Origin of the sequence: Faecalibacillus intestinalis, from assembly GCF_015097455.1 — a bacterium.
GTDB classification, from domain to species: domain Bacteria; phylum Bacillota_I; class Bacilli_A; order Erysipelotrichales; family Coprobacillaceae; genus Faecalibacillus; species Faecalibacillus intestinalis.
Genome location: NZ_AP024085.1, coordinates 2,063,556 through 2,076,486, shown reverse-complemented (window position 1 = coordinate 2,076,486; position 12,931 = coordinate 2,063,556). Strand labels below are relative to the sequence as shown.

The following is a 12,931-nucleotide window of genomic DNA, read 5'->3' as shown; positions in this document are numbered from 1 at the left end:
TAAATAATAGGAGGATCAAAAGATGAAAGAGAAGATAACCATACCATTTTATAATGACCTATTATTTAAGTATTTTGTTTATGATAATGAAGATTTAGAAGTAATAAAGAGAATGATAGGAAAGTAAGGTACGAGAAATTGTACTTTTCTTTTGCTTTAATATTGAAAAATAAATCATATTTCTTTAATATGTTTTTGAAGATAAAGGGGATAAGTTTAATGATAAAATTAATTGCGACAGATATGGATGGAACTTTTTTAGATTCTTCTAAAAGATTTTCAATGGAATTTTTTGATATTTTTGAGGAACTTAGAAAAAGAAAAATAAAATTTGTAATTGCATCGGGGAACCAATATTTCCGTTTGTATCAAAAATTTTTACCGATTTCTAATGAAATGTATTTCATAGGAGAAAATGGAAGTTATATTGCTAAGGGGGTAAAATTGATTGCGACAAATACGTTAAAAAAAGAACAAGTACAAGCGGTGATTCAATTAGTAGAATCTCATCCAGAATTGAATATGATTTTATGTGGGGTTAAAAGTGCCTATTGTTTAAATGAATTTAAACATTTAGAACCAGTGGTACGTACGTATTATTGTAATTACCAATTTGTAGAGAGTTATGATGATATTGATGATGAAATTATGAAGATTGCTATTTATGATCCAAATCATCAAATCATTCGTTATGCAGATGATATTGCTTGTGGTTTAGATAAAGGTGTTAAGGCAACAACTTCAGGTAATGAATGGATTGATATTCAAAATGAAGATATTAATAAAGGTGTTGCCATAAAACGCTTACAAAGAGAATTGAATATTAAACCAGAAGAATGTATGGCGTTTGGTGATCAAATGAATGATTATACTTTATTAAAATCTGTCAAATATAGTTATGCTATGGCCAATGCTGTTCCACGTATTAAAGATATTGCTTATGGCATTGCTAAAAGTAATGATCATCAAGGTGTATTAGAAGTTATAAAAAAAGAAGTTTTGAATCAAAAATAAAGTGTAAACTCTTACATTGAAAATTGTTTTTGACATATTAAAATAAATAATGACAATTGAAATTATTGTGATATAATGAGGAAGTTATTGAAGGGAGAGTAGCGTATGAATATTAGAAATATAGCGATTATTGCCCATGTAGACCATGGAAAAACAACATTAGTAGACCAATTATTAAAGCTATCTGGAACATTAGAAGACCGTGAACAAATTAGTGAACGTGCGATGGATAGCAATGCCCTTGAAAGAGAAAGAGGAATTACAATTCTTGCTAAAAATACAGCAATTAATTATAAAGATTATCGAATCAATATCATGGATACACCAGGCCATGCTGACTTTGGTGGAGAAGTAGAACGTATCATGAACATGGTAGATGGTGTTTTATTAGTAGTAGATGCTTATGAAGGAACAATGCCACAAACACGTTTCGTTTTAAAGAAAGCTTTAGCTGCTAAAGTAAAACCTATCGTAGTTATTAATAAAGTAGATAGACCTGTAACACGTATTGATGAAGTTATGGATGAAGTCTTAGAATTATTTATGGAATTAGGCGCAGATGATGACCAATTGGAATTCCCAACAATCTATACTTCAGCTTTACAAGGAACATCGAGTTTAGATCCTGATATTTCAACACAAGTACCAAATATGGATTGTTTATTTGATATGATTATCAAAGAAATACCTGAACCATTAGTAGATGTTGATGGACCTTTACAATTCCAACCAGCTTTATTAGACTATAATGATTATGTAGGACGTATTGGAATCGGACGTATTCAAAGAGGTAAGATTCATGTTAATGAATCAGTCACTTGTGTAAGAGCTGATGGAAGCCACACACAATTTAGAATTCAAAAATTATATGGATTTATTGGATTACACCGTATTGAAATTGAAGAAGCAAGTGCAGGAGATATCGTTGCTATTGCTGGTCTTGCTGATATCGGTGTTGGTGAAACAGTATGTACAACTGGTCAAGAAGAAGCTTTACCGTTATTACATGTTGATGAACCAACAATTCAAATGGTTTTTGGAACAAATACTTCACCATTTGCTGGTCAAGATGGTAAATTTGTGACTGCTAGACAAATTGAAGAAAGATTATTTAAAGAAACAAATAGAGATGTATCTTTAAAAATTGAAAGAATCCAAAATAAAGAAGAATGGATTGTTTCTGGACGTGGAGAATTACACTTATCTATTTTAATTGAAAATATGAGACGTGAAGGTTATGAATTACAAGTTTCTAAACCTAAAGCAATCATGAAAGAAATCGATGGTGTTTTATGTGAACCATATGAAGAAGTAACTATTGAAGCACCTGATGATTGTATTGGAGCGGTTATTGAATCACTTGGATATCGTCGAGGTGTCTTAGAAACAATGGATTCTCGTGATGGACAAACACGTGTTGTTTATACAATTCCGTCAAGAGGTTTATTTGGATTTATGACAAATTTCTTAACAATGACAAAAGGATATGGAATTATTTCTCACTCATTTATTGATTACCGTCCAATGGAAGGTGAAACAGTTGGTAAGAGAAACTTAGGTGTTTTAATTTCAATTGATAGTGGACAAACAACAGCTTATTCACTTGGAAGTGTTGAAGACCGTGGAGTAATGTTTGTTGGGCCTGGTGTGGATGTTTATGAAGGTATGATCGTTGGTGAACACAGTAGAGATAATGATTTAACAGTTAATGTTACTAAAGGAAAACAAATGACAAATACTCGTTCATCATCCAAAGATTCAACAGTTGTTTTAAAAAGACCTCGTCAATTTAATCTAGAATCTTGTTTAGATTATATTAATGAAGATGAACTTGTTGAAGTAACACCTGAAAATATTCGATTAAGAAAACGCTATTTAACTGAAAACGAAAGAAAACAACAATATAGAAAAAATAATGCATAAGAGCTCTTTTAGAGCTCAATGGAGTCAACTTAAGATGAAAAGATAGATTTTGAATAAAAATCTATCTTTTCTTTATAAAATAGAAAACATCAAGTATAATATGTTTGAAGAAAGTAGGGGATAAAATGATAGCAGGTATAGAAGTTAATCTATCATTAATTTTAAACATTATTCGTACAATTATTGATTTATTATTAGTGTGGTATATTTTATATTTAGGAATTAGTATGTTTAAACAAAATATGAGAACGATGCAGTTATTTAAAGGGGTTCTCATTATTTTGTTAATTAAATTAGTAACAAGTGTTTTAGGACTTTCAACAATGTCTTATTTAGTAGATACGGTTTTGACTTGGGGAATTATTGCGGTAATTGTAATCTTTCAACCAGAAATTCGTTCATTACTTGAAAAAATGGGACAAACTAAAAGAGATTATCATATGGAACGTTTATCAAATGATCAAAAGGAACATTTGTTAGATGAAATTGTTGATTCAGTGACAAAGTTATCAGAAACACAAACAGGGGCCTTGATTACTTTTGAAAGAGGACAATCTTTAATAGATTATATTAATACAGGAACTAAAATCAATGCCGATATTAAATCAGAATTATTTAATACGATCTTTTGGGAAGGAACACCTTTACATGATGGGGCAGTTATTATTAAAGATGACCGTGTTGTTTGTGCAGCTGCCTTTTTCCCACCAACTCAAAAGGATCTTTCACCTATTTATGGGGCAAGACATCGTGCTGCTATAGGAATAAGTGAAATTACTGATTCATTAACAGTTGTAGTTTCTGAAGAAACAGGAACGATTTCTTTTGCTATCAAAGGAGAACTTATTAAGATTCCAAGAAAGGAATTAAGAGCAAGCTTAGTTAATGAACTAGGTTGGTTTAAATCAGAAGATGAAGAAGGTGATGAAGATGAGTAAAAATAATCAAGAACATCGTGATTCAACAACTGATTTTTTCTTAAATTTTATTTCAAAAGAAAAAGAAAAACCAAAAACAGAAGAAAAACATATCACTTCTCAATCTATTAATGATGAAATAGATTCAAGGGGAAGAGCTTTTGTCAATGGTGCTATTAAAGTGATGAATTTTATTAATTCTACTTTAGATAGAATGTTACAATCAGGATTATCTTTAAAAATATTATCATTTATTTTAGCAACGATTTTACTATTTACAGTTAATGGAGGTAATTTTGAAAATGTATTTTCAACACCTAATTCAGGAGATTATATTCAACAAGTCCCTGTGAAAATAGAAAATTTACAAGATGATTTTGTTGTAGCTGGAATGCCAGAGACTGTAAGTGTAGGCTTAGTTGGTCCTTCTATTGATATTTATAATGCTAAATTGATGAAAAATTATGAAATATATGCTGATTTTTCGGGAATAGGGGAAGGTGAACAGACAGTAGAATTGAAATCAAGAAATTTCTCTAATGATTTAGAAGTTCTCATTGTTCCTCAAACAGTAACGGTAACAGTTTCACAAAAGGTAACTAAAACGTTTAGTTTAGGATATCGTTTTAAAAATGAAGATAGCTTAAAGGATAAACATTCTGTTTCAGTAGATAGTATTGAACATAGTGAAGTAGAAGTAAGGGGTTCACAAGATAATATTGATAATGTTTATTCTGTTGAAGCAGTTATTGATTTAAAGGGAGTGACAGATTCGTTTACTCAAGAATGTAAAGTAAAGGCTTTTGATCGAAGTGGAAAAGCTTTAAATGTAAGTGTTATTCCTTCAACTGTTAAAGTGGATTGTTCATTGTCTAATTATAGTAAGACAGTTCCACTTGTACCTGAATATACAGGAAATGTGGCTAATGGATATGCAATCGATCAAATGACTTTTTCAAAAGATAAAGTAAAGATTTATGGTGATGAAAGTAAATTAAAGGATATTAATAATATTAAAGTTAAAGTGGATGTAAGTGATTTGGAAGAAGGTCGTACATTTAAAGACTTAAAATTGTTAAGTGTTTCAGGAGTTAATAAGATGTCATTTACTAAAGTGGATGGAACAATTACGCTTGTTCCTTCTGAACAAAGACAATTTACAGATATACCAATTCAAATAAAAAATGGCAAAGAAAACAATGTTTCTATGTCAAGCGATACATGCAATTTAACAGTTATTGGTACAAGTGATCGTATTAATGCTCTTACAAATGATGACATTAAGGTCTATGTAGATGTCGTTGGGTTAAAAAAGGGTCGACATAATGTGAAATTAGAAGTAGAATTAAGTGACGAAACTTTAACATATCGTTTAGATAGCGATGAACAGATTCGCGTAAATATAAAGAAATAGGAGAGATTTAAAATGGGAAAATATTTCGGAACAGATGGCTTTCGTGGGGAAGCTAATAAAGATTTAACAGTTGAACATGCTTATAAAGTAGGAAGATACATTGGGTGGTATTTTGGAAGAAATAAAGATCATGCTCAAGTTGTTATTGGGAAAGATACAAGAAGAAGTTCTTATATGTTAGAATATGCACTTGTTGCTGGACTTACAGCAAGTGGTGCTGATGTTTCTTTAATGCATGTAACAACAACACCAAGTGTTGCTTATATTACAAGAACAGATGGTTTTGATTGTGGAATTATGATTTCTGCTTCACATAATCCATATTATGATAATGGTATTAAGGTTTTAGATTGTAATGGTCATAAAATGGATGCGAAGGTTGAAAATTTAATTGAACAATACATTGATGGTGAAGTAGATGAAATTCCATTTGCCACAAAAGATGAAATTGGATGTGCAACAGATTATTCAGTAGGTAGAAATAGATATTTAGGATATTTAATGTCAATTCCTACACGTGCTTTTAAAAATATTCGTGTTGGTTTAGATTGTGCAAATGGTGCAAGTTCTAATCTTGCTAAAAGTGTTTTCGATGCTTTAGGAGCAAAAACTTATGTGATTCATAGTGAACCAGATGGTTTAAATATTAATACAAACTGTGGTTCTACACATATTGAATCATTACAAGAACTAGTAAAATCTAAAGGATTAGATATTGGTTTTGCTTATGATGGTGATGCTGATCGTTGTTTAGCTGTTGATGAATTTGGAAGAGTTATTGATGGTGATTTAATTCTTTATGTTTGTGGTAAATATTTAAAAGAACATGGTGAATTATCTAATGATACAATTGTTACAACAGTTATGTCTAACTTAGGTTTATATAAAGCGTTAGATAAAGAAGGTATTAAATATGAAAAAACAGCTGTTGGAGATAAATATGTTAATGAAAACATGGTGAAAAATGGTCATTGTATTGGTGGAGAACAATCAGGACATATCATTTTCTCTAAACATGCCACAACAGGAGATGGTATTTTAACATCTTTAAAAATTATGGAAGCAGTTATTGAAAGCAAAAAAACATTAGCTCAATTAGTTGAACCTGTAACAATTTACCCTCAATTAATGAAAAATGTATATGTAAGAGATAAAAAAGAGGCTCAAAATGATGTTGAAGTACAAAAAGTCATTAAAGAAGTTGAAGATAAGTTAGGTGATGAAGGACGTGTTCTTGTTCGTGAATCAGGAACTGAACCAGTTGTACGTGTTATGGTTGAAGCGGATACAAATGAAAAATGTTTACAATCTGTAGATTATATCATTACTAAAATGAAAGAACGCGGATTTGTTATCGAAAGATAAAATCACATATTATCACAAAATATTGCCATATATTATGGCAATATTTTAACTATAATAGGTCATAATAAAATAGGATACAAATGAGGTGAAGAAGATGTTATTTAAAATTAATATTATAGATGATGAAAAAAATCTAAATGATTTGGTAAGAACTTATTTAGAAAAAGAAGGCTATAGTGTTTGCTCGTTTTATACGTATGATGAAGCTTTACTTCATAAAGATGATGATGTACATCTATGGCTTATAGATATTATGTTAGATAAGGCAAGTGGTTTTGAATTGTTTAATGAAATAAAGGCAAGTAAGCCTAAAATGCCAATTATATTTATGTCAGCTAGAGATCAAGAATTTGATCGTATTATTGGTTTAGAAAAAGGCTCAGATGACTATATTACAAAACCATTTAATATTAAAGAAGTTATTTTAAGAATTAATAATTTATTAAAACGTGCTTATGATAATCCATCTAAGATACAAATAGATGGTTATGATATTGATTTAGAAAAAAGAAGAGTCTTCTATAACAATAATGAAATCATTTTAACAACAAAAGAATATGATCTACTTGTTTACTTTTTAAATAACAAAGGATTAGCTATTTCAAGAGAACAAGTTTTATCAAAAGTATGGGACGAAAATTATTTTGGTAGTGATCGTGTCGTTGATGATACACTTCGAAGATTGCGTAAAAAAATGCCAGAAATTAATATTCGTACGATTTATGGATTTGGATATCGTTTAGACTAATGCTTACGAAATATTCTTTACAAAAACAACTTGTTATTATTTTTTCAATTATTGCAATAGGTGTTTTAGCAATTCTATTGCCTATTATTGATAACAACTTAACACATGTTATTGATAATGAAATGTATGATGTTTTGACACGCTCACAAAATGATTTTTACTCATATGATTTTTCTCCTGATTATGCAGGTTCAGATAAACAAATTTATCATTTTACTTATAACATTAATGAAGATACGCTTACAACAGCGCAAAATATTTCTGCTAAGAAATATCAAATATTAGATTATGTTTTTCAAAATGATCTTTATAAGATGGTTAAGAAAAATAAAAAGAAATTACAAGAAAAGGTTAAAATGCAGGACCAAACAGTATATTATCAAATTGTAAAAGCGGATGATTCTAATTATATTATTTCACTTGTTTATAGTGATTATTCTAAAACATTGATTAATAATCTAAAGGAGCAAGTTATTGATATCTTTTATGTTGCTTTTTTAATTATTGGACTTGCTTTATTTATTTGGGTTTCATCTTTAATAAAACCATTGAAACTTATTAAAAATTATATAGATGATATAAAAAATGATAAAGAAAGTGAATTGCATATTCAAAGAGAAGATGAGATAGGTGTTTTATCTTCTTCGTTAATAGAAATGAAAGAAGAAATAGATCGACAAAATGAAATTAAAGAAGAAATGATTCATAACATTTCTCATGATTTAAAAACACCTATTGCTTTAATTCAAACATATGCTCAAAGTATTAAGGATGATATTTATCCTTATGGAGATAAAGATTCATCAGTGGATGTTATTTTAGAAAATACAGATCGGTTAGAAAAGAAAGTAAAAAGTTTACTATATTTAAATCGATTAGATTACATAAGTGGACAAATTGGAGATGAAACATGTTCAATGAAAGAATTGATTGAACATATTGTTTTCCAATTAACAGCTATGCATTCACAAATAGAAATTATTACAGATTTACAAGATTCATCTTTTAAAGGAAAAGATGATTATTGGCGTATTTGTATTGAAAATATTATAGAAAATGCTGCTCGTTATGTACACCATGAAATTAAAATTATTTTAAAAGATCAATATTTAGAAATATTTAATGATGGTGAACCTATAGATAATTCAAATCCTGAATCTTTATTTCAACCTTATGAAATAGGTCATAAAGGACAATTTGGTTTAGGATTATCTATTGTTTATAAAACAGTAACAATGTATGGATATAAAGTTGAAGCTGTTAATAGAGTTGATGGTGTAAGTTTTATTATTCAAAAGAAAGATTAGTCGAATGATTAATCTTTTTTTTAAAAAGTGTTGCTTTTTTTGATAAAGAGTGGCACTATTTTAGAGTTATCAATTCTCAAAAATAGAGAAAAAGAGTATAATAAACTTTAAGGAGTGAGTAAAGATGAAAGTTGTTGTTGCTGCTGGAGGAACAGGTGGACATTTATACCCTGCTCTTGCATTAGTTGAATATATAAAAAAACAAGATCCAAATTCAAAATTTTTATTTATTGGAACAAAGGATCGTTTGGAATCTCAAGTTGTTCCCCAACTTGGATATGATTATGTTGGTTTAAATGTTAAAGGATTAGCGGGTAATCCTTTAAAGAAAGCTCATGCAGCTTTGTTATTTGTTAAATCTATTGGAAAAGCAAAAAAAGTTATAAAAAAATTTAATCCTGATATTGTTGTTGGTTTTGGTGGATATCCAAGTGCTTCAGCTTTAGAGGCTGCTGCAAGTTTAAAAATTAAAACGATGATTCATGAACAAAACTCAATTATTGGTTTAACAAATAAGATTCTTATAAAAAAAGTAGATAAGATCATTTGTTGTTATCAAAAAGCGTATGAAGAATTTCCTCAAGAAAAAACACTATTGCTTGGAAATCCTCGTGCAAGTGTTGTCAGCCATGAAGTTCCTAAAGATATTTATGATAAATATGGTTTAGATAGAAATAAAAAAGTTGTTACGATTGTTATGGGATCATTAGGATCACAAACAGTTAATCAAACAATGAAGGAATCGATGAATCAATTTGTTGGTAAAGAATATCAAGTACTTTATGTTACTGGGAAACCTTATTATGAATCAATGAAAGATTATGAAAATGAAAACGTAAAAATCATCCCTTATGTTGATGATATGCCTTCTTTAATGCATGCGACAGATCTTATTGTTTCGCGTGCAGGAGCCAGTACCCTTGCTGAATTAACAGCTTTAGGCGTACCAGCTATTTTGATTCCTAGTCCTTATGTAGCAGCAAATCATCAAGAATATAATGCACGTGAATTAGAAAATAACCATGCTGCTAAAATGATTCTTGAAAAAGATTTAACAGGAGAAAAATTGATTTCTACAATTGATAGTGTTATTAATGATCAAACTGCACTTCAAATTTTAACAGAAAACGCTAAAAAGTTAGGAAAGCCAAATGCAGTTGAAGACATGTATCAAGAAATTATTTCGATGTTAGGAGACTAATGATGAAGTTTGAAAAATATTATGAAGAACTTAAACAATTAGATGTTGGAAAAGTTCTTAAAGATGAACCGTTATATAAACATACAACTTATCGTGTAGGTGGGCCAGCAAAATTATTTATAAAAGTTCAAAATGTCGGTGAGTTGATTGAAGTGATAAAGTATTGTCGTAAGCATCGTATTCAACTTTTTGTTATTGGAAGAGGTTCAAATTTATTATTTTCAGATAAAAGTTTTGAAGGAATTATTATTTCCCTTGAAGATATGAATCAATATCATGTCAATGGGAGCGAAGTAACTGCCCAATGTGGTGTTACAATGATTAAACTTGCTTATGATTGTGCTAAAATTGGTTTGAGTGGTTTTGAATTTATGGGAGGAATTCCTGGAAATATCGGTGGTGGTATTTTTATGAATGCAGGGGCCTATAAATCATGTTTAAGTAAAGTTGTTAAATCAGTAAAAGTATTAGATGAACATTTAAAAGTGGTTGAATTATCTAAAGATGAAATGGATTTTTCATATCGACATTCCATCATTCAAGACCATCCTAAATGGATTGTCTTGGAAGCTACTTTTGTTTTGGAAAATAAAAGTGTTGAAGAAATTAATGAAACTTTAGATAAAAGAAAAGAAAGAAGAATGTCTACGCAACCTTGGAATAAACCAAGTGCAGGAAGTGTTTTTAGAAATCCAGAAGGTGCGGCTGCATGGAAATATATTGATGATGCAGGTCTTAGAGGTTATGAAATTGGTGGAGCACAAGTCTCTCCAAAACATTCTAACTTTATTGTAAATAATGGTTATGCTTCTGCTAAGGATATTCATGATTTGATTTTTTATGTCCAAAAAACAGTTCAAGAAAAGTATGGTGTTTTATTAAAACCAGAAGTACGTTTTATTAATTGGGAGTCTTAAGATGACAACGTATGTATATAATGAACATGATGAAAATCAAGTGTTAACAATGAGAAATAAATTAAAAAAGAAAAAAAGAAAAAGAAGAATTAATTTTGTGCTTATTGTTTTGCTTTTGATATTTTTAGTGATTTTTTTCTTTGGAGATATGTCTAAAGTAAAAAAAATAACTGTTTCAGGATGTCATTTGACTTCTGCTGAAGAGATTATTGAACGATTACCGGTTAAATCAAAAAAAACTTATTTTTTTAAAGTAAATAAAAAACAGGTTGAAACAGAGGTTGAAAAAATGATCTTTGTTGAAAAAGCAACTGTAACGAAAGATTTGATAGGGAATATAAAGATAAGAATTAAAGAAAACAATGCTTCTTTATATGGCTATATTAATAATATTTTATATGTTGCAGATCAAGATGGCATTTTTGAACAAGATCAACAACAAAAATGGATTTCTTATGTACAACGTTGTCCACAAATGATGAATTTTGACGAAGAACATTTCCAATCATTTGTGAAAGCATATGTCAAATTACCATCAGTTGTTCAAAATCAAATCTCTAGTATTGTCTTTGAACCTGATGAAAAAGATCAAACCAAATGTAAGTTGGAACTTAATGATGGTAAGGTTTTTTATGTACGTATTGAAGACATGGAAAAACAACTTACATCAACAAATTATTACTTGGTTATTCAAAGTTATCCTGATTATAAATACTATGATTATTTAGGAAAAAATGTCTATGTATACAATTAAATAGTGTATGAAAAAAGCTACGTGTTTGAAACTAAAACCTTTAAATATCGTAGCTTTTATGATAATATAATGATATATGTAGTAAGGGGAGATAGACATGAATGAAGTTTATGCAGTATTGGATATAGGTAGTGCTTCAATTGAATTGTTAGTTGGTGAAATTATCAATTCTAATTTACATGTTCTTTTTTCTAAAAAGGTCCCTAGTCATGGTGTAAAAAAAGGCATCATTGAAGATGAAAATTTATTAGTAAATGATATCAAAGGAGTTGTTCAAGAAGCTAATGATTTTCTAGATGGAGAAATCAAAGCAGTTGGTCTTACAATCCCTACTATTCGTTCTAAACTTTATCAAAGTAATAGTAGTGTATCACTTAGTGATCATGATAAGATTTCTAAGGATGATATTGTAAGAGGTTTGAAACTTTCTACTAAATTCAAAAAATCTCATGAAGAAGAGGTGGTTTGTGTAATACCAGTTCGCTTTAATGGTGATTTTGGAATTAGTCAAGTACCTCCTATAGGAGAAGCTTCAAGAAATTTAATTATTGATACATTGATTATTACTTCACAAAAACAGATTTTATATCCATATATTATGGCTGTTGAAAAGGCAGGTTTAGAAGTTATGGATATTTGTATCAATGCCTTTGCGTGTGCAAAGGAAGCTTTTGATGCGATTTATCTTCAAGAAGGTGCATTGATTATTGATATGGGATATAAAACGTCAACAATATCTTTCTACAAAGATGGATATTTAAAATATTTAACAGTATGTTCAGTTGGGGGTTATAATTTGACTAGAGCAATTGCTCAACATTTACAAATTTCTATGAATCAAGCTGAAACATATAAAGTCAAATATGGTTCTTTGGATTATACTGTTGGACAAGAGGATACTATTCATACAACTGAGCTTCCAGATGGTCGTAAAGATTATACACAAAAAGATTTTGCGGGTATTTTAGAAGAAGCTGCAGTTGATATGTTAAATGTTATTAAAGAAAAAATGGGTGTTATTGATAATGGACAACATTATGAAACACTGATTGTTGGTGGCGGAGGAGAACTTGAGCTACTAGATAAAGTTGCTGGTCGTGTTTTAGAAGGTCCAGTGAGAGTTTATCGTCCAGATATTATTGGCATTAGAGATATGGCATTTGTTTCTTCTGTAGGAATGATTTTTTATATGTCTGATCGTGCTAAATATCTTGGTCCTTATGAAACATCTGTTGTTTTACCGGATATTTCTAATACAATGGCTGTGAGATTTAAAGGACTTACGAAAGTAAAAGATACAAAAGAGAAAACTGGAAGATTTAGTAGATTACTAGATACTTTCTTTGGTGAAGAAGAATAGATAAAAGAGAG

General features: G+C 29.6%; 11 protein-coding genes. All 11 read left to right on the top strand.

What is annotated here, in order from left to right:
• Positions 1-219 precede the first annotated feature (219 nt).
• The 11 genes from Fi14EGH31_RS11130 to Fi14EGH31_RS11080 all read left to right on the top strand — a co-directional run bounded on the left by Fi14EGH31_RS11130 (position 220) and on the right by Fi14EGH31_RS11080 (position 12,920).
• The gene (locus Fi14EGH31_RS11130) at positions 220-1,014 is read left to right on the top strand and encodes a Cof-type HAD-IIB family hydrolase (RefSeq protein WP_107029565.1); all 795 of its coding nucleotides are present in this window, start codon (positions 220-222) and stop codon (positions 1,012-1,014) included.
• A 105-nt stretch (positions 1,015-1,119) separates the two neighbouring features.
• Positions 1,120-2,937, top strand: coding sequence for a translational GTPase TypA (gene typA / locus Fi14EGH31_RS11125; RefSeq protein WP_200764814.1), 1,818 nt, complete (start codon positions 1,120-1,122; stop codon positions 2,935-2,937).
• Between the two features lie 125 nt (positions 2,938-3,062).
• Positions 3,063-3,875 (top strand): diadenylate cyclase CdaA, encoded by an 813-nt coding sequence (gene cdaA / locus Fi14EGH31_RS11120; protein ID WP_022001808.1) that lies wholly within the window; start codon positions 3,063-3,065, stop codon positions 3,873-3,875.
• On the top strand, positions 3,868-5,268 hold the full coding sequence (locus Fi14EGH31_RS11115) for a CdaR family protein (RefSeq protein WP_158560157.1): 1,401 nt from the start codon (positions 3,868-3,870) through the stop codon (positions 5,266-5,268). Before cdaA ends, Fi14EGH31_RS11115 begins: the two co-directional genes overlap by 8 nt.
• A gap of 12 nt (positions 5,269-5,280) precedes the next feature.
• Positions 5,281-6,633 carry a phosphoglucosamine mutase gene (glmM, locus tag Fi14EGH31_RS11110; protein WP_022001806.1) on the top strand — a complete coding sequence of 451 codons (1,353 nt, stop codon included), beginning with the start codon at positions 5,281-5,283 and terminating at the stop codon, positions 6,631-6,633.
• A gap of 94 nt (positions 6,634-6,727) precedes the next feature.
• On the top strand, positions 6,728-7,381 hold the full coding sequence (locus Fi14EGH31_RS11105) for a response regulator transcription factor (protein ID WP_022001805.1): 654 nt from the start codon (positions 6,728-6,730) through the stop codon (positions 7,379-7,381).
• Positions 7,381-8,688 (top strand): HAMP domain-containing sensor histidine kinase, encoded by a 1,308-nt coding sequence (locus Fi14EGH31_RS11100; RefSeq protein ID WP_107029562.1) that lies wholly within the window; start codon positions 7,381-7,383, stop codon positions 8,686-8,688. The genes Fi14EGH31_RS11105 and Fi14EGH31_RS11100 overlap by 1 nt, the downstream gene beginning before the upstream one ends.
• Before the next feature lie 124 nt (positions 8,689-8,812).
• A complete protein-coding gene (gene murG, locus Fi14EGH31_RS11095; RefSeq protein ID WP_118347318.1) occupies positions 8,813-9,889 on the top strand; it encodes an undecaprenyldiphospho-muramoylpentapeptide beta-N-acetylglucosaminyltransferase in 1,077 nt (358 codons plus the stop codon).
• A gap of 2 nt (positions 9,890-9,891) precedes the next feature.
• Positions 9,892-10,806 carry a UDP-N-acetylmuramate dehydrogenase gene (murB, locus tag Fi14EGH31_RS11090; RefSeq protein ID WP_022001802.1) on the top strand — a complete coding sequence of 305 codons (915 nt, stop codon included), beginning with the start codon at positions 9,892-9,894 and terminating at the stop codon, positions 10,804-10,806.
• Position 10,807: 1 nt separating this feature from the next.
• Complete coding sequence (locus Fi14EGH31_RS11085; RefSeq protein WP_200764813.1) at positions 10,808-11,560, top strand: cell division protein FtsQ/DivIB; 753 nt, start codon at positions 10,808-10,810, stop codon at positions 11,558-11,560.
• A gap of 97 nt (positions 11,561-11,657) precedes the next feature.
• On the top strand, positions 11,658-12,920 hold the full coding sequence (locus Fi14EGH31_RS11080; protein ID WP_022001800.1) for a cell division FtsA domain-containing protein: 1,263 nt from the start codon (positions 11,658-11,660) through the stop codon (positions 12,918-12,920).
• The last annotated feature ends 11 nt before the right edge of the window (positions 12,921-12,931 follow it).